This window comes from Bacillus sp. 275 (genome assembly GCF_001999205.1).
GTDB classification, from domain to species: Bacteria; Bacillota; Bacilli; order Bacillales; family Bacillaceae; genus Bacillus; species Bacillus velezensis.
Map to the genome: position 1 here is coordinate 2,905,283 of NZ_CP019626.1, position 19,615 is coordinate 2,924,897.

The window sequence follows — 19,615 nt, forward strand, 5'->3', positions numbered from 1 at the left end:
ATCAGCGGCTTTTTTCTTATCAGCCGTTATGATGCTTGTACATCCATAAAAGGCCTGATTTTAATAAACGGGGCACACGCCCGATGAGCGGACGGTCGTTGACAAGACCGAAGCCCGCTTTTTTTCCGAGTGAACCGAGAACGCCTTTCAGCTTAAATTGCGGCATTGTTTCCGGCAGCTCTTCATTGTTCCAGCGTTTCAGGAGGATCTGCACAATTTGTTCCGCTTGAGCTTCAGCCAGCTGGGCGCTCGGCGCATGCGGCAGGCTTGCGCAATCACCGACGACGTAAACATGCTCATCGCCCGGAAGGTTGTGATGCGGTGTTAAAACGATGCGGCCTTGCGGATCTTTTTCAGCGTCCAGTTCTCTGACGGCTTTATTCGGCTGAATTCCCGCCGTCCACACGATGGCATCGGCCGGTATTCCTTCATCATGATTATAAACGATCCCGTCTTCCACTTTTGTAATATTCGCATTATTGATAATGGTGACGCCGTGTTCTTCAAACCATTTCTGAACATACTTGCTGAGTCTTTTCGGAAAGCTTGATAAAATCAGGTCGCCCCGGTCAAATAACATAATCTTCAGATCGTCACGGCTCTCTCTTAATTCACTGGCAAGCTCCACGCCGCTTAATCCCGCTCCGACGATAGCGACAGATGCATTGGCGCCGAGGTTGTTCAGCTTTTGATAGGCTTCGCGTGACTGATCAATGGTCTGAATGCTGTAAGTATGTTCCGGCGCGCCGGGCACGTTATGATACTTATCCTCGCAGCCCAGTCCGATCACCGCGTCATCGTAAGAAATCGGTTCGCGGTCATGAAACAGAACCTGTTTGTTTTTCGTGTCGACGGAAGCCACCTCACCGTATTGAACATCCAGATTCGGATGCTCAGGAAAAGACACCCTGATATGATGATCAGAAATCGTGCCGGCGGCGAGCGCATAATATTCTGTTTTTAAGCAGTGATACGGGTTTCTGTCAATCAGCGTGATGGATATATCTGACGGAAGCTGGTTCGGCAGTAAGCGGTGCAGCACCCGCATGTTTCCGTAACCCCCGCCGATCAAGACCAATTTTTTCATAATGATTCCCCTTTTGCCCGAAAAATATGGTAGTCAATGTTGTTACAAAATAACGAACTATGTAAAATAACATCTAGAATTATATCGAATTTGATCTAAAACCACAATAATAGTTTTAAAATAACCTACAAATTGACCAGAAAACACGTAATAGTAAAACCTTTAACCTGAATTAATATGTTACGATAACATTGAGCGTGAAACCGGATCTTTGACGAATAGAGGAAATTCCGTTAGGATAAGGTACATATGTGAGGTGAAACCGCATGAATCCGATGATTGAATTCTGTGTCAGCAATTTAGCGCGCGGTTCCCAGGAAGCACTTGAGATCTTAGAGAAGGATCCGAACTTGGACGTGCTTGAATACGGCTGTTTAAGCTATTGCGGGAAATGCATGGAGTCCCTGTTCGCCCTGGTTAACGGCGAAGTGGTCACGGGAGGCACGCCTGCTGAACTGGTTGACAACATATATACATTCATAGAAGAAAATCCGATGTTTTAATCAGAGGCTCCGAACGGGGTCTCTTTTTTATTGCGCCCGGGTTTTGGCAAAATAAAAAATTTGTAGACAGCAAAAATAAATATTGTTATCTTAATAAAGACTTTTTTTAAATAAAATTTTAGAGGTGGATTCATTGAATATCGTTTGGGGGCTGCTCGGGGCAGTTGCTATATTAGCCATTGCTTTTTTGTTATCAGAGAAGAAAAGCAAAATTAACCTGCGAACCGTCATTGTCGGTTTATGTTTACAAATGGCCTTCGGATTCATCGTATTAAAGTGGGACGCCGGACGGGCCGTATTTTTATGGTTCTCAAGCCGTGTGCAGCTTCTCATTGATTATGCGAACGAAGGCATCAGCTTTATTTTTGGCCCGCTGTTAAAAGTGGGCAGCAGCCCGGCTTTTGCGCTGAGCGTTCTGCCGGTCATTATCTTTTTCTCAGCGCTGATTGCCGTTTTGTATCACTTGAAAATCATGCAGCTCATCTTTCGCGTCATCGGAGGCGGACTGTCAAAACTTCTTGGGACAAGCAGAACGGAATCGCTTGCGGCGGCTGCGAATATTTTTGTCGGACAGTCTGAATCACCGCTTGCCATTAAACCGCTGATTGCGGGATTGACCCGTTCCGAGCTGTTTACGATTATGACGAGCGGCCTTTCGGCTGTAGCGGGTTCGACGCTTTTCGGTTACGCCCTGTTAGGCATTCCGATCGAATACTTGCTGGCGGCCAGCTTTATGGCGGCTCCCGCCGGTCTCGTGTTCGGAAAAATTTTAATACCTGAAACGGAAAAAACGCAGACGATAAAAGGCGATTTTAATATGGACGAAGAAGGCGAAGGCGCCGCTAATGTGATTGATGCAGCGGCAAAAGGCGCGTCCACGGGCCTTCAGATTGCTCTAAATGTCGGCGCCATGCTGCTTGCGTTTGTCGCGCTCATCGCCGTAGTGAACGGAATTCTCGGCGGAATCGGCGGCTGGTTCGGTTTCAAACATATTACATTAGAATCCATTCTCGGTTACGTGTTTTCACCGATCGCATTTGTAATCGGCGTTCCTTGGCATGAAGCGCTCGGAGCGGGAAGCTATATCGGACAGAAACTTGTGCTGAATGAGTTTGTCGCTTATTCAAACTTCGGTCCGCATATTGCGGACTTTTCTAAAAAAACGTCTACGATTATCAGCTTTGCGCTGTGCGGATTTGCCAACTTCTCTTCGATTGCGATTATGCTCGGCACACTGGGCGGTTTGGCCCCAAGCCGCCGTTCGGACATTGCGCGCCTCGGATTAAGAGCGGTTATTGCGGGAACACTCGCAAACCTTCTCAGCGCGGCGATTGCCGGCATGTTTATTTAGTAAACGATAAAAGCTCCCTGCATATGCAGGGAGCTTTTATGTATGAAAAACGGGGGATATTTGTATTGTGTCCGAGCAGAAGAGCTTTTATACTAAGTAAAAGAAAAAAAGTTGGAGGCCGATATGAATTCATTCCGTTTTACCAAGATGCACGGTCTTGGAAACAGTTATATATATGTAAATCAATTTGAAGAACAGCTGCCGGAAGAACGGCTGGCTGAGATTGCCGTTAAAGTGTCCAGTATTCACACGGGCATCGGCTCTGACGGAATGATCCTCATCTGTCCGTCAGAAAAAGCGCCCGTCAAAATGCGGATTTTTAATAATGACGGCTCAGAAGGGAAAAATTGCGGCAACGGCCTTCGCTGTGTGGCAAAGTACGCATACGAACATAAGCTGACAGAAGAAACGTCCTTTTTCATTGAGACGCTTTCAGGTCTTGTGAAAGCAGACATTACGGAGGACAACGGGATTGTGCGTGAAGTCGCCGTTGATATGGGCGAACCGCGCCTCACCAAAAAAGAGCTGCCGATGCTCGGCAATGAAGATGAACGGACGATCGATGAAACCTTTGTTTTTGGAGAAACGGAGCTTTCCGGAACAGCCGTATCAATGGGAAACCCCCATATTGTTTTTCCGGTTGCGGATATCAATCAAGCGCCTCTTACAACGCTCGGTCCCGTCATTGAAAAAGACCCGAGATTTCCGGAAGGCGTCAATGTCGAATTTGTGGAAACCGTCAGCGCCGATGAACTTCATTTCCGCGTATGGGAACGCGGCTCCGGCATTACACAGGCTTGCGGAACAGGCGCCTGTGCGGCGGCTGTCGCATCCGTATTGAACGGTGTTTCCGAACGAAACCGGGATATCACCGTTCATTTAGCGGGAGGCGACCTTGTGATTAATTGGCAGGACAACGGGCACGTGCTGATGACGGGACCCGCCGAAACCGTATGCAGCGGCGTCTATTATTTGTAAACAGCTCGTTTGAGAAATACTCTCCTCAAGGTTTATAATAGATATCAGCATCCGTTTTTAAAAAAAGGAGGTCTACCTATGAGTGTTCCAGTAACCATCACTGAAGCAGCGGCTTTGCATATAAAAGATATGATGAAAGAGCATGAAGAAGAAAACGCGTTTCTCCGTGTGGGCGTAAAAGGCGGCGGCTGCAGCGGCCTGTCTTACGGAATGGGATTTGAGCACGAAAAAGGCGAAAAAGACAGCATGTTTGAACAGCACGGAATCACCGTTTTGGTCGACAGCGAAAGCCTTGATATTATGACCGGCACGATCATTGACTTCAAACAGTCCATGATGGGCGGCGGTTTCACCATTGACAACCCGAATGCCATCGCTTCCTGCGGCTGCGGTTCATCTTTCCGCACGGCCAAAAACGCCGGTACGCCGGAAGAGTGCTAAGGGTCAACCCGCCATTCTTAGGATGAAAAAAATATGACGTCTTTCTTTCCGGTGGCGCTTGCACCATTGTTAAAAAAGGCGTTTATCTGTTTAATAAAAGGAAAACCCGCTCAACAGAAGCGGGTTTTCCTTTTTCAAAGAGGTTATTCAATTGTATGTTTCATCGCATGGTACATATTTGCCGTATGTTCATCGGCTTTATCCCGTGACATGCGCAGCCGTTCTTCTGAAGAACCATATCCGATTTCTTGTTTGCCCTCTTTCAGTCCTTTAAAAATCCCATCAGCGAATTCATCCAGCGGTTCTCCTTGAGTATGCAGCCCTGCTCCGCCTAAATCTGTATTCACCGCCGGAGGCGCAACTTCAATCACTTCTACAGATGAATCAGAAAGCTGATGTCTCAGACTCATTGTAAATGAGTGAAGCGCCGCTTTCGTTGCTGAATAGATCGGTGCAATGGCAAGCGGTGTAAAAGCCAATCCCGAAGAGACGTTAATGACAGCCGCATCTTCTTTTCCGGCAAAAAACGGAGCAAACAGCATAGACAGGTGGAAGGGAGCTTCAATGTTCGTTGTGATTTCTTTATTGAAATAGTCCCAATTGTCCTTCGCATCCGCTTTCAGCACATGAAACCGTTGTTGAATCCCCGCGTTATTTACTAACACATTCACTTCCGGATAATTTTCTTTCACCCAATCAAACAGTGATATACGTTCAGATGGAATGCTCAAATCACTGACATATGTAATAAGATCCGGGAATGTTTCCTTTGCTTTTTGAAGAGCGTGCTCACGCCGTCCGGTCACGATGACTTTATTTCCCGCTTTTAAAAACCGTTCTGCGAAAGCCAATCCTATTCCGGCATTTCCGCCTGTAATCAGTATTGTATTTCCCGTCAGTTTCATATTAACTCCTCTTTTCTGATTGTTTTTACATTTCTTTGTCACATTTCAGCTTTGATCCAATCAATATATTCATCCCGCAAATAGGCATGAAATAAGACAGCAGTGATTCTGTAAAATTGATTTTTAGATCATCGGGAAACCCGCCAAAACTATTCTTTCCTTGTCACAATATGATGATACGGCTTAAAGCACGGTTTAAGTCAACAAAAGAACCTTGTGCTTCCGTTTCGGTTACTCACATCAGACATAGGTCACGACAGGAAAGGGGAACGTAAAGTCTTGGAATTTTCTTGATGCGATAAAGCGTACCGTATCACATGGGTGAGAGGCAATTAAAAAATGTTTCTGATCAAAACAAAAGGACGGCGATGCATATGCAGGAAGGTATCAGGCCGCTCAGCTTGAATGATGCAGAGCAGGAACTGATTTTGCAGAGGGAAAACCGCATGTTTTTTGAACGGTTTGCCATGTCGAGACAAGGGGATTTTTATACGCTGGAAGGCCGGAAAAAACGAATTGAACAATCACTGAAGAATGCAGAAAATGATACTGAATACAGCTTCGGCATTTTTCTTCAGGATCAGACCCTGATTGGCACGATCAGCCTTTTTCAGGTGGTTCGGGGTTCCCTCCAAAGCGCTTTTATCGGTTATTTTTTAGATGGCAAATATAACGGGAAAGGCTATGCGACGAAGGCTGTCAAGCTGGCAGTCGATTATGCATTCAACGAGCTGAAACTGCATCGGATAGAAGCCGGAGTCATGCCGAACAATAAGGCGTCAATCCGGGTGCTCGAAAAAGCTGGCTTTCATAAAGAAGGCATTGCGAGAAAAAATGTAAAAATAAATGGAAAATGGGAAGATCATCAGGTGCTGGCGATCATACATCCGGAGGATACATGACGATATCCTCCTTTTTTATATCCTGCGTCTCTTTCGACAGATTCTTCCTAAAACTTCAAATCAATTGTCTAAATCATACTATTTGCAAATTCGAAAAAAAATAAAGGGTACATAGCACCGAAAACTCTGAAAGATGTGCTCTTTGTCAACACGTTCTAAAGTCATATTTTTCGAAAGGATATTGATTTTTTGATAGGATTAAACTAAATTGTAAAAGTATAGAATAGTTAATTTATTTTGTAAGAAAAGGATGATAATATGATAGGTCAATTGAGCAATAAAAAAATATTTTTAAGTTCTTTTTTCATCATTTTGATCTGTTCATTACTCTTCCAATTCAGTATTTCAGATAAAGTTCTGCAGTCGTATTATTCTTCCGTCGGAGAAAATACCTACGATATCGGGGAGAAAAGTGTTCGTACGATTGTCATGTTTCTGCAAGGGTTTATGATCTTCACAACTTTTGTGGAAATTCTGATAGGCGGATTTCTGTTATTCGTTGCCGCTTTTATTCTCGGTACAAAAAAACCGAAAAAAATATATTTGCTTCTATATACGCTGACTTCTTTAATCTCGGCATTTAAAATGTTGATTCTTTCAGTTGTTAACTACTTAACGGCTGATTCCTCGCTTATATATTCTGCCGGCGGCACCAGCTTGAGTCTGCAGCTGCTGGATCCATTTCTGCTCATATCAATCGCGGCTCTTTATGCTGCTGCGGGAAAACTGACCGATCTCAGTAAAGGCAAGAGAATCATTTTGACTGGATGTTTTGTTTTACTAAAACTCTTTACTATTTTCTTAAACTATTTTATGGCGGATAAAATTTAGCTCGGGAGAGAGTCAATTAAGCTGAATTTTATTATAAATTAAAAAACAGAGTAGGGAGATGTTATGATGAACTTAGTAAAATCTAATAAAAAGTCTTTCATTTTGTTTGGCGCGGCTCTTGCTGCAGCAACATTGGTTTATGCACTATTATTAACGGGAACTGAATTAAACGTGGCGGCGGCTCATGCATTCTCAGCCAATGCTGAATTAGCTTCTACTCTCGGCATCTCTACAGCCGCAGCTAAAAAAGCAATTGATATTATTGATGCGGCATCAACAATTGCTTCTATCATTTCTCTTATCGGTATCGTTACAGGCGCAGGCGCGATTTCTTATGCAATCGTTGCAACAGCAAAAACAATGATTAAGAAATACGGCAAAAAATACGCAGCTGCTTGGTAAAATCGATCAATAAATAATTGCTCTTTTTGTACAAGCTGCAAAAAGAGCCTCTCTCCCAAATACATATGTAAGGATTGAAAGTATGATAGTCAAACAAATTGCGGCTCTTATCAAATATAATACCCTGTCATCGTTTCGAAAAAGAAAGGAAGATTGGGGCATTCCTCAACTCAACAGCAAACTGCTGTCTGCCATTATTATTTCTCTGTTATGTTTATATCTCGTTTTCCTGGGATGCGGTGTTGTATTCGGGACAAAACTGATTCAGCTGCCCCTAAGCGCATGGGGGCAATTTGTTTTAATCGCCGTTTCACTTGAGCAGCTTTTTTGGGCTGCCGGCTTCTTTAAAGAACACCACAATGCCTTTCTGCTGGATACGCGCAAGGTCATTCATCAATTAAAAAAGGTTCGTTTTTTACAGCTGTTTTCTGTTTTTGCCGGCCAGGCGATCAAAAAAACCATTTTCGTATGGTATCTTTTTGTTTTTCCGGTCTTTTTGTTTTTATCAAGCGCAGGCATGACCGGGTCTGCGGCGGTCATCGTATTTTTCTTGGGCTTCGTTTATTTTCTTCTCAATTTATTTTTATCTATGCTGTTTTCTTATGTTGTTTATCTTCTTACAAATATGTGGAGCAAATTGTTTTACTTGAAAATCATGAAAGGCATTTTATTCAGCGTCAGCCTGCTGGTTCCGCTTGCAGTCGGGTATGCCGTTTATCTTCTCGTGTTTGGGGAGTATACCGCAAAGGATATTTCAAGCTTTACGGAGTCACCGGCTTTCCGGAACATCCTCATGAATACGCCGTATGTATGGTTAGCATTCCGCTCACATTCCGTGCTCGTTTTCGCCGCGGTGTTTGCGGCCGCCGTCCTTTTAACGGCGGGGATGTTTAAACTGTGGTCGGCCACGCTGAAGAAAATGGACCTTATTCCTTATATGTTTTTGACAAACGCAGATTTTGCGCCAAAGCTGAAATTATATAGAAATAACAAAATATTTCATGCCGTTTTTCAAAAGGATCTGCTGTTTTTATCGAGAATTGACGGGTTTTTTATCAGGAACTTCGGCAGTATGCTGTATTTGTTCATGCTGTTTTTAGGTTTTTGTATTCCGCTTCTGTCGCATCATTTTATCGGGTATTCGGCAGCCGCCATCGTGTCTGCGGCGGTTATCATTGCGAACTTTTCGTATCAGCTCGTCGGAGATGCGCTCAAAACAGTATTATCAGTTGACGGAGAAATAAAAAATCAGCATCTGTTTCACCGAAATATCAAACATGCGTGGCAGCTGGTGTTTCCGAAAGTATGTATTTATAATCTCGCCGCTCTTATCTATTCGTTCATCATCACCATTTTGATTACGGTGTTTTTTCCGTCTTCCGCTGCGCTGACGATTTACTTGTTTATTGTGTTTTTATGTTCGGGTTTTTTATACAGTCTTGTCCAGATTTCAAGCACCGCCCTGTATCCTAAGAAAAACTGGGAGCATATGTACGAAATTGGAGAAGCGGGGAAAGCAAAGACGTATAACAACTTATACGGATCTTTCATTTTCATTGTGTCGCTTCAAATCGCTGCGATCACGTCGTATTTTATCTATAAAAAGCCGGAACTTGAAACGATGCTTATTCATTCTGCATCAGGTATTTTTGTCCTGTTCACACTATTAAACTATGGAGTCATGTTTCTGTTTCTTCGCAGAATCAATATGGCGGAAAGGTTTGCGAACAATGATTAAATTAGTGAATATACAAAAAAACTATAGTGAAAAACAGGTGTTGAAAGATATTTCGTTTGAGGTGAAAAAAGGCTCAATTTATGCTTTGCTGGGGACTAATGGAGTCGGGAAAACAACGACTTTGAAAATCATTTCGGGCCTGCTTAAACCGACTTCAGGCAGCGTCATGATTGACGGTAAGGAACTGGATTCAGAAGAGGGGGGGCAAATATCGGCTGATATCGGTTTTGTGCCCGACCATGCCTTTTTATATGATTACTTAACGGGAGTCGAATACTTGCGTTTTACAGCGGAGATGTTTGAAGTACCGTCTCAGCGGACAAATGAGTATATAAAGAATATGTTAGAGACGCTGAAGCTTGCTCAAGACGGAAATCAGCTGATTAAAACATATTCACATGGAATGAAACAAAAATTATCAATTTCGGCCGCGCTCATTCATCAGCCAAAGATATTAATTCTTGACGAACCGCTGACGGGCATTGATTTAATCAGCGGTAAAACGATACGGACGTTATTAAAGGAGTACGTCAAACAGGGACATACGGTCCTGTTATCGACTCACTTGCTGGAGCTGGCGCATTCGCTGTGCGATACAATCGGTATTATACATGAAGGCGTTTTTGCGGCGGAGTATCAGTCATCCGAGCATTCATTAGAAGAGATTGAAAAATTGGCTGAGAGTATTTATACATGATGAACCGCATGTTGCCGGCAATCAGGACGTCCGTCATTCCGTTAACCGCATCATTGCTGTTTTTTTCAGGCGGTGTGATCGCTGCGTTTTTTTCCGATCACTTTGTTTCAACAGCGTCTTACAACGGCTCGTCAGGCGCGGTTGAACTGCTGAAAAACAATGCAATCGCTTGTCTGTTTTTAGCCGCGGGTTTTTTTACCTTTGGGTTGACCTCAATCTTTTATTTATTCACCAACGGGTTTATTTTAAGCGGCTCTATTATAGAAAATCTGCATAGCGGGGTTCCTTTTTATCAGATTTTTTTACTGCTAATTCCTCATGGTATATTTGAAGTTCCCGCGTTATTATTAAGTGGCGCCATTGGTTTTAAGGGCGTTGAATTGGTCATCAGGCTGTGTTTTTCTAAGGAAAAAAAGATAATGGCTTCAATGTTCAGGCATATTGGAATATTGGTGCTCATAATTATTTGTCTGCTGATCGCCGCTGCCATTATTGAAGCTTACATCACACCAATTTTTAAGTAAAAGGGGCAGAAATCATATGAGAAGTAAATTATCATTAATCGGTGTGCCGATTGTTATGATTATCGGTTATATCATTTCTTTATCCTTTGAGTGGCTGTTTCCTGTTCTTACTTTTGGGGTGGCAGGACTGTATCTCTTTATATTTGCACCGGTGCAAAATAAATTCATTCGTTACATCTTTTTGTTTATTTTTGTGATTAATCTGTTGGCCAGTGCGGCTCTTTATTTCGGTATTTAATAAAAAAATGACATTCATATTGAATGTCATTTTTTTATTTTTTTTTGCGGCTCTGCTGCGTGTTAAAATCTGTCGCCGTTGAAAATAGAGTTTTTTACGATCACGTAGTCGACATTGCGGATGGCTTCAAGTGTATTGCCGCCGGCGTAAGAGATGGAAGATTGCAGATCCTGCTCCATTTCAACCAGCGTGTCCTGTAAAGACCCTTTATGTTCGACATGCATTTTTTTGCCTTCGACGTTTTTCTTTTCGCCTTTTTGAAATTCAGAAGCGGAGCCGAAATATTCTTTGTACAGCTTGCCATCGATTTCGATCGTTTGTCCCGGTGATTCTTCGTGGCCGGCGAATAATGATCCGATCATGACCATGGATGCGCCGAATCGGATGGATTTCGCAATATCGCCGTGCGTGCGGATGCCGCCGTCAGCAATGATCGGTTTGCTCGCCGCTTTTGCGCACCAGCGAAGCGCGGCTAATTGCCACCCGCCGGTTCCGAAGCCGGTTTTAATTTTGGTGATGCAGACTTTCCCGGGGCCGATTCCCACTTTTGTCGCGTCGGCGCCCGCGCGTTCCAGCTCCCTTACGGCTTCAGGCGTCCCGACATTCCCTGCGATGACAAAGCTTTCCGGGACATGTTCTTTAATAAATTGAATCATGCTGATCACGGCATTGGAATGGCCGTGCGCGATATCAATGGTAATATAATCCGGCACAAGCTCCTGGGCTTTCAGCTCCCGGATGAATTCATAATCATTTTCCTTCACGCCGACACTGATGGAAGAAATCAGTCCGCGCGCTTTCATATCCCGGACAAAAGCCAGGCGTTTTTCCGGCTCGAAGCGGTGCATGATATAAAAATACCCGTTTTCCGCGAGCCAGGCCGCGATGTTTTCATCTATAATCGTCTGCATGTTGGCCGGCACGACCGGAAGTTTAAACGTGTGTCCGCCCAATGTAACTGATGTATCACATTCAGATCGGCTGTCCACAATGCATTTTGCAGGAATCAGCTGAACATCTTCGTAATCAAATACATTTTCCATATATAACACCCCTAAAAGCGAATAATAGAATTAAATAAAATTAAAATGTTCGTCTTTTTATAATGTACTTTGTTTTGTCAGGAATGTCAAATGATTTCATGCTGCCTCATATGCGGTCAGCTTGTCATCCATTTGCAGTTTGGTTATCATAGTAGTATTGGGTGTTGTAAGACATTTGTTACGATAGATAGATTTGCAAAGAAGGGAGGGGCCGGTGTGGAACAAAAACAGCCCGGGCACAGCCCGAAAGCCCAGAAAATTCAGGACCGGATTATTTTAGGCACGATTTGGGTCGTGTCGGCGCTTGTCATTGCGCTCGTTGTCGGAACCGTCATGAATTATATTTGGATGTTTAAATAAAAAAGAGTCTGTGCCGGTATGACACAGACTCTTTTTTATATTATTTTTCAAACATGCTTGTAGAATGCATTGGCTGGACACGCGCTTTCGGGTCCATGTAGGCCTTCGCGTTGTTCACGGCTGTCGGAGCTTCGCCGAAACCGCTGGCGATCAGCTTGACTTTGCCTTCATATGTGCAGATATCTCCGGCGGCAAAGAAGCCTTCAATATTCGTTTCCATCGTGCTTTTGACGACGATGGAATTTTTCTCGATGTCAAGGCCCCAGTTTTTAATCGGGCCGAGAGAAGAAACAAAGCCGTAGTTTACGATCAGGTCATCAATTTCAATGATTTCTTTACGGTCGCCTTTCACTTCTTCGAGAACGAGCTGTTCGATCCGGTCTTCACCGACAAGTTCAGCGGGAACAAACGGTGTCAGCACGTTGACTTTAGAATTATGCAGGTTTTCGACACTGTGCTCATGCGCGCGGAATTTATCACGGCGGTGGATGATGCTGACTTCTTTCGCGATCGGCTCAAGCATGAGCGCCCAGTCAACCGCGGAATCGCCGCCGCCCAGAACGGCAACGCGTCTGCCTGCGAATTGATTGAGGTCGTCAATGAAGTAATGCAGGTTTTTGCCCTCATATTGTTCCGCTGATTCCAGCTCAAGCTTTCTCGGCTTAAATGCGCCGTTTCCCGCGGTGATAATAACCGTTTTTGAATAATGCGTTTCTGAATTCGTGACAAGCTTAAACACACCGTCCGCCTGTTTTTCAACAGATTCAACGGCCTGCTCTAAGCAGATGGTCTGATCGAACTTTGCCATTTGCTCTTTTAAGTTGTTCACAAGTTCTTGGGCGCGGATTTTCGGGAATCCGGCTACATCATAAATATATTTTTCAGGGTACAGCGCGCTGAGCTGGCCGCCAAGCTGAGGCAGGCTCTCGATGATTTTGACGCTCGCCTGTCTCATTCCCCCGTAAAAAGCGGTAAACAGGCCGACCGGGCCGCCGCCGATGACCGTAATATCATAAACCTTTGAATCCTCTTGCATACCAAATTGCCTCCTAATTGAAAATTGTTATTAATTATAACATACAATTTAAAAGGATGACGAGTGCCGAAAACCGCCCGGCCGCTTCATTCTTGAAAAAAATTGCGGCCGCCGCTAATATGGGGACAAATTCCAATCTGTTTTTTCCTGAATGTTTTCTGATTCTTCCGGATAGTATGGTGATATGCAGACATGTGCGGTTTTCTAAAAAATTTTATATTTCATTTCATAAAATCCCGCCAATAAGCTGAAGCTAATACAAATGTTGATTTGATTATGCGTCTAACAGCAAAAAAAAGAAGGTGGATGTGATGGCATTGAATAAACCCAAAATCGTGGTTTTAGGTGCAGGTTATGGTGGATTAATGACAGTAACAAGGCTTCCGAAGCATATCGGGGCAAATGACGCTGACATTACTTTGGTCAATAAACACAATTATCATTATGAAACGACATGGATGCATGAAGCGAGCGCAGGAACGCTGCATCATGACCGCTGCAGATATCAAATAAAAGATGTAATCAATGAATCACGGGTCAAATTTGTGCAGGATACCGTAAAAGCGATAGATGTGCAAAATAAAAAGGTGACGCTTTCACAAGGGGACATCCCTTATGATTATCTTGTCATCGGGCTTGGCGCCGTCCCTGAAACATTCGGGATTAAAGGCTTAAAAGAATTCGCTTTTCCGATCGCGAATATTAATACGTCGCGCCAGCTGAAAGACCATATTGAGCTCCAATTTGCGACATACAATACGGAGGCCGAAAAACGCCCTGACCGCTTAACCATCGTTGTCGGCGGAGCGGGCTTTACGGGAATTGAATTTCTCGGTGAACTTGCGAACCGCAAGCCGGAGTTATGCAGATATTATGATATAGATGAAAGTCTCGTCCGGATCGTCTGTGTCGAGGCCGCCCCGACGGTTTTGCCGGGATTTGATCCGGAGCTTGTCGATTACGCCGTTCAATACCTTGAGAGCAAAGGCGTTGAATTTAAAATCGGCACCGCGGTTCAAGAATGCCGCGCAGACGGTGTCACAGTCGGCAAGAAAGATGAAGAGCCGGAAGAAATCAAATCCCAGACCGTTGTCTGGGCGGCGGGCGTGCGCGGACATCCGATCGTGGAGGAAGCGGGTTTTGAAAATATGCGCGGCCGTGTCAAGGTCAACCCTGATCTTCGGGCGCCGGGTCATGATGACGTTTTTATACTCGGCGACAGCTCGCTCTTTATCAATGAAGAGACGGAACGGCCGTACCCGCCGACTGCTCAGATCGCGATGCAGCAAGGAGAAACGGTCGCCAAAAATCTGGGCGGTTTGATTAAAGGAGGCCAGCTTGAAGAGTTCAAGCCTGACATTAAAGGAACCGTCGCCTCCCTCGGTGAGCATAACGCCGTCGGAGTCGTATACGGCAGGAAGCTCAAAGGCATGCCGGCGTCCTTTATGAAAAAGGTCATTGACAACCGATCGCTCTTTATGATCGGCGGGCTGGGCCTGACGCTGAAAAAAGGGAAGTTTAAATTCTTCTGAAAACCCGCGGCCGCGGGTTTTCTCTTCTTTTAAAAAAGAGCGCTATCAAAAGAATGTAAAAGAAAAAAATGAATGTTTTCGCTTACATGAGTTATTTTGTTACATATTCTGACTTGGTGCTTGACAAGTAAATATGATATATTATCAGAAAATTAAGAAAAAGGGTGATCCGCATGAAAACGACAGCAAAAAGCACGGCGGCGTGTCCGTTCTGCTCAGGTAAAGGGTATTTTCAATTGCTTCTTGGCGGCTCCGAAACATGTCCCTCCTGCCAGGGAAGCGGCAAAGAGAGACGATGATTTTTCCAGACGTTGACTTTTTTACCGCCCCCGAGGTACACTGAAAGTGCTGTAGGGGGGTGGATGTTTGTGATTAGTTTGCCGGTTGTCCTGATCTCAATCGTACTATTTTTCGTACTGTTTTTCGGCATAGGCTTTCTGTTGAACATGCTGCTTAGAATGTCGTGGATTATGGCTGTTGTCTATCCGATTGTATGCCTTTTCATTATCAGCAATAAAAAGATGATCAGTTACGTGCAGGCGCCGGGGGAATCCTTTCAAAGCCTGTTTCAGCGCATCATGTCATTAGCGGTTGCGGATGTCGTGATTTTGGCGGGCGGACTGGCGGGAGCCATCATGTCAGGCATTGCCATAAAGGCGCTCAGAAAAAGAGGATATCAAATGTTTTAAGCCGCTTTCTTATTCGAGAAAGCTTTTTTTGTGCCGCGGCGCTTTTTGTATAGCACCTCACCGAGTTGGGAACAATGACTCGGAGGAGAGTGATTTCAGATTGACGATAATCAGACGCGTATTCATGATCGTGCTCTTTTTGGGCGCATGCCATGCGACATACTTTTCCATAACCGGTGTTGAAGCAAAGGATCTGACAAATTGGATGACGGAACATCGCGGCGCCGTTTTGAAAAACATCGGCACTCCGTTTCAATCCTTACAGAATCAGCCGGAAAAGAAGGCATCAGGCAGGATAAAACCGCTGGAAGAAGCTTTTGACTGGGAACGCTATCCGTCACAAAAGGTGACGGCCACCGGTTATACCGCCGGAGCGGAATCTACCGGAAAATCTCCGGGTCATCCGCAGTACGGAATTACATATTCAGGCGTGAAGGTCAAACGCGATTTATATTCAACTGTTGCGGCCGATCCGTCTGTTTTCCCGATCGGGACGATTCTGTTTATACCGAATTACGGATACGGGGTTGTCGCCGATACCGGCTCAAAAATTAAAGGCAGCCGCCTTGACCTCTACTTTGACACCGTCAAGGACGTCTATAACAATTGGGGCAAAAAAACACTTGAGGTCTACATGATTAAAAAAGGGAACGGCACAGTGACCGAGGACGAACTTGTAAAGCTGAACGAAACCAAGTCGATGCAAGTGTTCAGAAATCAATACAAAACGGTAAAAGAATAAAAACGCTTCAGCATCCGCTGAAGCGTTTTTTACATAAAGAAATAATCTAAAATCAATGTCAGCACAATACCGGTGACGCCGCCGAAGAACACTTCAATCGGCTGATGGCCGAGCAGTTCTTTCAGTTTCTTCTGTTTTTCCTTCTCTTCCGCTTTCTGAAAGTCCTTCGCTTCGCTGACAAACCGATTAAAGTCGATGACCAGTTTATTAATGACCGTCGCCTGTTCACCCGCATGCCGCCTGACACCTGTAGCGTCGAACATCGTAATGACGGCGAAAATCGCGGCGACTGCAAACAGGGGCGAGTCCAGCCCCTGTTCCAAAGCGACTCCGGTTGACAGCGCAGTGACGGCGGCGGAATGGGAGCTCGGCATGCCGCCGGTGCTCGTCACAAGAGACCAGTCAAGTTTTTTGGATACGATAAATTGAATAGGCACTTTTACAACTTGGGCAAAAATAATGGCGGCAAAACTCGCCAGTAAAGGAAAATTCATAAGTACATCCATATGCGACATCCTTTCTGTATCTGCTGATTCCGATCGTATCGAAAAACTGCAGAAAACGCCCTTAGTTTGGTAAAATAAAATCAATGAAAAATGTTTTTTCATTATACCACTTTACATAACAAATACCCACATAAGGAGTGTGTACTCATGTTTTATGCATCTGATCAACTGCGGCATCCTGAAACACTGGTCATCGGTCTTTTTCAAAAAAGCACGCTGAACGGATTTACGAAGGAATTGGATGATAAATTGGACGGTCATCTGACCCAGCTGTTAAAGGATGGTGATGTGTCCGCCAAACGCAATCGTGTATCAAAAGTATACCCTCCGGCTGCGACCGGTATGAAACGTATTTATTTTATCGGCCTGGGAAGAGAAGCGGATTATTCGTTTGAAGATACGAAAGAATGCTTTGCACGAGTATTTCAGCAGATTCATCAAGATAAAAAACAGGAAGTATCCGTTTTGCTCGATACATTCGTCTCCGGGGAAGTGCCTGCCGCCGATGCCGCTCATGCGCTTTCAGAAAGCTGTCTGCTTGCGGTTTACGAAGTGCAGGATTATAAACATAAATCGAATGAGCCGGATCAGGAACTGAAATCAGTCTGCGCCGTGACCGAAGAAGACCTGAGGGAAGTGCAGGCCGGCCTGAACGTCGGAGCGGCATACGGCCAAGGGACGAATTCAGCCCGCACGCTTGTGAATATGCCGGGTAATATGCTGACGGCCACTGATTTGGCGTCATATGCCGCCGAGCTTGCGGCAAAATACGATTTCGAGTGTGAAATTTTAGAAAAAGATGAAATGGAAGAGCTCGGCATGGGCGGGCTGCTTGCTGTTAACAAGGGCTCATCCGAACCGCCGAAAATGATCGTTCTGAAGTATCAGGGCAAAGATCAGTGGGAAGACGTCATCGGCCTGGTCGGTAAAGGAATTACCTTTGATACGGGCGGATATTCAATTAAGCCGAAAACCGGCATCGTCGGCATGAAAAGCGATATGGGAGGGGCCGCATCGGTATTAGGGGCAATGGAGATTATCGGCGAACTGCGGCCTGAACAAAACGTGCTCGCCGTCATACCGTCTACGGACAACATGATTTCGTCCGATGCGATGAAGCCGGATGACGTCATCGTTTCGCTCAGCGGAAAAACCATTGAAATCCTGAACACCGATGCGGAAGGGCGTCTCGTGCTTGCCGACGGCATCACATACGCCAAGCAGCACGGAGCCTCTGTCCTTGTAGACGTCGCAACGTTAACGGGCGGTGTCATTGTCGCCTTAGGGAACGAAATGACGGGCGCCATGACCAATCACGCCGCGTTTTATGAACAGGTGGCGGAATCGGCGAAAGAATCCGGCGAGCCGATCTGGCAGCTTCCGATTACAGAAAAGGATAAAAAACGGGTGAGAAACAGTCAGATGGCTGATTTGAACAATTCTCCGGGAAGAGAAGGCCACGCGATTATGGCGGGGGCATTCATTGGTGAATTCGCGGAAAACACGCCGTGGGTTCATCTCGATATTGCGGGAACCGCGACGGCGAATAAAGCGACATGCTTCGGCCCTGCCGGCGCAACAGGCGTCATGGCAAGGACGTTGGCTGTTTTGACTGAGCGCTTTACGCCCGAAAGATAACAGCATCCCGCTGCCTTGATGCAGCGGGTTTTTTGATTTCCAAAATCTTTAGTTGACTAAAGCGCAGAATATATGGTAACTTTAATTATCTACTACATTAGCAAACTAAAGGATTTTTGGAGGGACTCATCAATGAATGCTGTTGTTGTCGCAGTATTGCTTATGCTCGTCTTAAGCCTGCTGCGTGTCAATATTATTATAGCTTTAATGATCGGCGCGCTTGCCGGCGGGCTGACCGGCGGCTTAGGCCTAGGAGAGACGGTGAAGGCTTTTACGGACGGTCTCGGCGGAAATGCCACCGTCGCGGTCAGCTACGCGCTGCTCGGAGCATTTGCCGCGGCGCTGACAAAGACGGGGCTTCCCGATGCAATGGTGGAAGCGTCTGTCAAACTAATCGGAAAAAAGGAAGATTCGCGGAAAAAAGCACTGTCAAAAGTGTTAATCGTATTGATTATTTTAATCATATCCTGTTTCTCGCAAAACGTGGTGCCCGTTCACATTGCGTTTATTCCTGTATTGATTCCGCCGCTTTTAAAAATATTTAACGAACTTGAAATAGACCGCAGACTGATCGCGTGTGTGATGACATTCGGACTGACTGCGCCGTATATCGTTCTGCCTGTCGGATTCGGACAGATTTTCCAGGGGATGCTGAGAGATAATATGGCGGCAGCCGGTTTAAAGGTGCCGCTCAGTGATATCCCTTATGCTTTAATCATTCCGACGGCCGGGATGGTAGTCGGTTTAATTTTAGCCGTCATCGTCTTCCGGAAACCGAAGAAATATGAGACGAAGGAGATTGCCGGACTATCGTCTTCTCCTTATACGAAAAAAAGCATTGCCATCGCCTTGATCTCCATTGCCGTGTCGCTTGCCGTTCAGCTCTATCTGTCACAAGTGCTCGGAGTGGAAGGTATGATCATGGGCGCGCTTGCCGGCTTGTTTACGCTGTTTATCAGCGGAGTCATGAAGCGCAATGAAGCGGATAAGCTGATCACGGACGGCATGATTCTGATGGCTTTTATCGGGTTTGTCATGCTTGTTGCGGCCGGTTTTTCAAATGTATTGAATAAAACGGGTGATGTGGCTTCCTTGGTCAAAGCATCAACAGGCTTTATCGGCCACAGCCAATCATTGGGCGCGCTCCTGATGCTGGTGGTCGGTTTATTAATCACGATGGGAATCGGATCATCATTTGCAACCGTACCCGTTATTACGACCATATTCGTTCCGCTGTGCGCTCAGCTCGGATTCAGCCCGATGGCGACGATCGCCGTAATCGGAGCGGCCGCCGCGGTCGGTGATGCGGGTTCTCCTGCAAGTGACAGTACGCTCGGCCCGACGTCAGGCCTCAGCGCCGACGGACAGCACCACCACATTTGGGATACGTGCGTACCGACATTTATTTTCTATAACATTCCGCTTGTGATATTCGGCTGGATTGCCGCACTTGTCCTGTAAAAAAAGGCTCC

General features: G+C 45.4%; 23 protein-coding genes. 18 read left to right on the plus strand and 5 right to left on the minus strand.

What is annotated here, in order from left to right; translation table 11 throughout:
- Positions 1-19 precede the first annotated feature (19 nt).
- On the minus strand, positions 20-1,087 hold the full coding sequence (locus BZ167_RS14195; protein WP_007613539.1) for an NAD(P)/FAD-dependent oxidoreductase: 1,068 nt from the start codon (positions 1,085-1,087) through the stop codon (positions 20-22).
- Between the two features lie 266 nt (positions 1,088-1,353).
- Between BZ167_RS14195 and BZ167_RS14200 the strand changes: the two genes are divergently transcribed.
- The 4 genes from BZ167_RS14200 (at position 1,354) to BZ167_RS14215 (ending at position 4,360) form a co-directional block, all read left to right on the plus strand.
- On the plus strand, positions 1,354-1,590 hold the full coding sequence (locus tag BZ167_RS14200; RefSeq protein WP_007408721.1) for a YuzB family protein: 237 nt from the start codon (positions 1,354-1,356) through the stop codon (positions 1,588-1,590).
- 133 nt (positions 1,591-1,723) lie between these two features.
- Complete coding sequence (locus BZ167_RS14205) at positions 1,724-2,941, plus strand: NupC/NupG family nucleoside CNT transporter (protein ID WP_012118346.1); 1,218 nt, start codon at positions 1,724-1,726, stop codon at positions 2,939-2,941.
- 123 nt (positions 2,942-3,064) lie between these two features.
- The gene (gene dapF / locus BZ167_RS14210) at positions 3,065-3,919 is read left to right on the plus strand and encodes a diaminopimelate epimerase (RefSeq protein ID WP_012118345.1); all 855 of its coding nucleotides are present in this window, start codon (positions 3,065-3,067) and stop codon (positions 3,917-3,919) included.
- A gap of 78 nt (positions 3,920-3,997) precedes the next feature.
- A complete protein-coding gene (locus tag BZ167_RS14215) occupies positions 3,998-4,360 on the plus strand; it encodes a HesB/IscA family protein (RefSeq protein WP_003151967.1) in 363 nt (120 codons plus the stop codon).
- 143 nt (positions 4,361-4,503) lie between these two features.
- Here the strand turns inward: BZ167_RS14215 and BZ167_RS14220 are convergent, their stop codons facing one another.
- Positions 4,504-5,265, minus strand: a complete 762-nt coding sequence (locus tag BZ167_RS14220) for an SDR family oxidoreductase (RefSeq protein ID WP_015418134.1) — start codon at positions 5,263-5,265, stop codon at positions 4,504-4,506.
- 374 nt (positions 5,266-5,639) lie between these two features.
- Here BZ167_RS14220 and BZ167_RS14225 point away from each other — a divergent pair, with 374 nt between their 5' ends.
- The 7 genes from BZ167_RS14225 to BZ167_RS14255 all read left to right on the plus strand — a co-directional run bounded on the left by BZ167_RS14225 (position 5,640) and on the right by BZ167_RS14255 (position 10,597).
- Positions 5,640-6,167 (plus strand): GNAT family N-acetyltransferase, encoded by a 528-nt coding sequence (locus BZ167_RS14225; protein WP_039255048.1) that lies wholly within the window; start codon positions 5,640-5,642, stop codon positions 6,165-6,167.
- 258 nt (positions 6,168-6,425) lie between these two features.
- On the plus strand, positions 6,426-6,998 hold the full coding sequence (locus tag BZ167_RS14230; protein ID WP_007408715.1) for a hypothetical protein: 573 nt from the start codon (positions 6,426-6,428) through the stop codon (positions 6,996-6,998).
- A 66-nt stretch (positions 6,999-7,064) separates the two neighbouring features.
- Positions 7,065-7,400: an uberolysin/carnocyclin family circular bacteriocin gene (locus tag BZ167_RS14235; RefSeq protein ID WP_003151973.1), complete on the plus strand. Its 336-nt coding sequence runs from the start codon at positions 7,065-7,067 to the stop codon at positions 7,398-7,400.
- Between the two features lie 82 nt (positions 7,401-7,482).
- Positions 7,483-9,138, plus strand: coding sequence for a hypothetical protein (locus BZ167_RS14240; RefSeq protein WP_007408714.1), 1,656 nt, complete (start codon positions 7,483-7,485; stop codon positions 9,136-9,138).
- Positions 9,131-9,835 carry an ABC transporter ATP-binding protein gene (locus BZ167_RS14245; protein ID WP_061047109.1) on the plus strand — a complete coding sequence of 235 codons (705 nt, stop codon included), beginning with the start codon at positions 9,131-9,133 and terminating at the stop codon, positions 9,833-9,835. The genes BZ167_RS14240 and BZ167_RS14245 overlap by 8 nt, the downstream gene beginning before the upstream one ends.
- On the plus strand, positions 9,832-10,359 hold the full coding sequence (locus BZ167_RS14250) for a stage II sporulation protein M (RefSeq protein ID WP_025285208.1): 528 nt from the start codon (positions 9,832-9,834) through the stop codon (positions 10,357-10,359). Before BZ167_RS14245 ends, BZ167_RS14250 begins: the two co-directional genes overlap by 4 nt.
- Before the next feature lie 16 nt (positions 10,360-10,375).
- Positions 10,376-10,597, plus strand: coding sequence for a DUF5970 family protein (locus tag BZ167_RS14255; protein WP_003151978.1), 222 nt, complete (start codon positions 10,376-10,378; stop codon positions 10,595-10,597).
- A gap of 62 nt (positions 10,598-10,659) precedes the next feature.
- Here BZ167_RS14255 and guaC read toward each other — a convergent pair whose 3' ends face one another.
- Positions 10,660-11,640, minus strand: coding sequence for a GMP reductase (gene guaC, locus BZ167_RS14260; protein ID WP_061047110.1), 981 nt, complete (start codon positions 11,638-11,640; stop codon positions 10,660-10,662).
- Between the two features lie 216 nt (positions 11,641-11,856).
- Here guaC and BZ167_RS20350 point away from each other — a divergent pair, with 216 nt between their 5' ends.
- A complete protein-coding gene (locus BZ167_RS20350) occupies positions 11,857-12,000 on the plus strand; it encodes a hypothetical protein (protein ID WP_003151982.1) in 144 nt (47 codons plus the stop codon).
- 40 nt (positions 12,001-12,040) lie between these two features.
- Here the strand turns inward: BZ167_RS20350 and yumC are convergent, their stop codons facing one another.
- Positions 12,041-13,036, minus strand: coding sequence for a ferredoxin--NADP reductase 2 (yumC, locus tag BZ167_RS14265; RefSeq protein ID WP_020956286.1), 996 nt, complete (start codon positions 13,034-13,036; stop codon positions 12,041-12,043).
- Positions 13,037-13,347: 311 nt separating this feature from the next.
- Here yumC and BZ167_RS14275 point away from each other — a divergent pair, with 311 nt between their 5' ends.
- From BZ167_RS14275 to BZ167_RS14285, 4 genes are all read left to right on the plus strand, one after another.
- The gene (locus BZ167_RS14275) at positions 13,348-14,568 is read left to right on the plus strand and encodes an NAD(P)/FAD-dependent oxidoreductase (RefSeq protein WP_007408709.1); all 1,221 of its coding nucleotides are present in this window, start codon (positions 13,348-13,350) and stop codon (positions 14,566-14,568) included.
- Positions 14,569-14,741: 173 nt separating this feature from the next.
- Entirely contained in the window at positions 14,742-14,867 is a 126-nt protein-coding gene (locus BZ167_RS20165; protein WP_007408708.1) for a YuiA family protein, read from the plus strand.
- A gap of 69 nt (positions 14,868-14,936) precedes the next feature.
- A complete protein-coding gene (locus BZ167_RS14280; RefSeq protein ID WP_003151989.1) occupies positions 14,937-15,257 on the plus strand; it encodes a YuiB family protein in 321 nt (106 codons plus the stop codon).
- Between the two features lie 100 nt (positions 15,258-15,357).
- On the plus strand, positions 15,358-15,999 hold the full coding sequence (locus tag BZ167_RS14285) for a 3D domain-containing protein (protein ID WP_015418127.1): 642 nt from the start codon (positions 15,358-15,360) through the stop codon (positions 15,997-15,999).
- Between the two features lie 29 nt (positions 16,000-16,028).
- Here the strand turns inward: BZ167_RS14285 and BZ167_RS14290 are convergent, their stop codons facing one another.
- The gene (locus BZ167_RS14290) at positions 16,029-16,505 is read right to left on the minus strand and encodes a divergent PAP2 family protein (RefSeq protein ID WP_021495380.1); all 477 of its coding nucleotides are present in this window, start codon (positions 16,503-16,505) and stop codon (positions 16,029-16,031) included.
- Positions 16,506-16,652: 147 nt separating this feature from the next.
- Between BZ167_RS14290 and BZ167_RS14295 the strand changes: the two genes are divergently transcribed.
- Together BZ167_RS14295 and BZ167_RS14300 are read left to right on the plus strand one after the other, a co-directional pair.
- Positions 16,653-18,143 (plus strand): leucyl aminopeptidase, encoded by a 1,491-nt coding sequence (locus BZ167_RS14295; protein WP_007613484.1) that lies wholly within the window; start codon positions 16,653-16,655, stop codon positions 18,141-18,143.
- Between the two features lie 132 nt (positions 18,144-18,275).
- Positions 18,276-19,604 (plus strand): Na+/H+ antiporter NhaC family protein, encoded by a 1,329-nt coding sequence (locus tag BZ167_RS14300; protein ID WP_007408703.1) that lies wholly within the window; start codon positions 18,276-18,278, stop codon positions 19,602-19,604.
- Positions 19,605-19,615: the final 11 nt, after the last annotated feature.

Excerpts from the sequence above, each read along its gene's own strand:
- BZ167_RS14295 (WP_007613484.1), top strand. The coding sequence starts at position 16,653 with ATGTTTTATGCATCTGATCAACTGCGGCATCCTGAAACACTGGTCATC.
- BZ167_RS14240 (WP_007408714.1), top strand. The coding sequence starts at position 7,483 with ATGATAGTCAAACAAATTGCGGCTCTTATCAAATATAATACCCTGTCA.
- BZ167_RS14235 (WP_003151973.1), top strand. The coding sequence starts at position 7,065 with ATGAACTTAGTAAAATCTAATAAAAAGTCTTTCATTTTGTTTGGCGCG.
- BZ167_RS14245 (WP_061047109.1), top strand. The coding sequence starts at position 9,131 with ATGATTAAATTAGTGAATATACAAAAAAACTATAGTGAAAAACAGGTG.
- BZ167_RS14195 (WP_007613539.1), bottom strand. The coding sequence starts at position 1,087 with ATGAAAAAATTGGTCTTGATCGGCGGGGGTTACGGAAACATGCGGGTG.
- BZ167_RS14290 (WP_021495380.1), bottom strand. The coding sequence starts at position 16,505 with ATGGATGTACTTATGAATTTTCCTTTACTGGCGAGTTTTGCCGCCATT.
- BZ167_RS14225 (WP_039255048.1), top strand. The coding sequence starts at position 5,640 with ATGCAGGAAGGTATCAGGCCGCTCAGCTTGAATGATGCAGAGCAGGAA.
- BZ167_RS14230 (WP_007408715.1), top strand. The coding sequence starts at position 6,426 with ATGATAGGTCAATTGAGCAATAAAAAAATATTTTTAAGTTCTTTTTTC.
- dapF (WP_012118345.1), top strand. The coding sequence starts at position 3,065 with ATGAATTCATTCCGTTTTACCAAGATGCACGGTCTTGGAAACAGTTAT.
- BZ167_RS14220 (WP_015418134.1), bottom strand. The coding sequence starts at position 5,265 with ATGAAACTGACGGGAAATACAATACTGATTACAGGCGGAAATGCCGGA.
- BZ167_RS14200 (WP_007408721.1), top strand. The coding sequence starts at position 1,354 with ATGAATCCGATGATTGAATTCTGTGTCAGCAATTTAGCGCGCGGTTCC.
- BZ167_RS14250 (WP_025285208.1), top strand. The coding sequence starts at position 9,832 with ATGATGAACCGCATGTTGCCGGCAATCAGGACGTCCGTCATTCCGTTA.
- guaC (WP_061047110.1), bottom strand. The coding sequence starts at position 11,640 with ATGGAAAATGTATTTGATTACGAAGATGTTCAGCTGATTCCTGCAAAA.
- yumC (WP_020956286.1), bottom strand. The coding sequence starts at position 13,036 with ATGCAAGAGGATTCAAAGGTTTATGATATTACGGTCATCGGCGGCGGC.
- BZ167_RS14215 (WP_003151967.1), top strand. The coding sequence starts at position 3,998 with ATGAGTGTTCCAGTAACCATCACTGAAGCAGCGGCTTTGCATATAAAA.
- BZ167_RS14255 (WP_003151978.1), top strand. The coding sequence starts at position 10,376 with ATGAGAAGTAAATTATCATTAATCGGTGTGCCGATTGTTATGATTATC.
- BZ167_RS20165 (WP_007408708.1), top strand. The coding sequence starts at position 14,742 with ATGAAAACGACAGCAAAAAGCACGGCGGCGTGTCCGTTCTGCTCAGGT.
- BZ167_RS14275 (WP_007408709.1), top strand. The coding sequence starts at position 13,348 with ATGGCATTGAATAAACCCAAAATCGTGGTTTTAGGTGCAGGTTATGGT.
- BZ167_RS14300 (WP_007408703.1), top strand. The coding sequence starts at position 18,276 with ATGAATGCTGTTGTTGTCGCAGTATTGCTTATGCTCGTCTTAAGCCTG.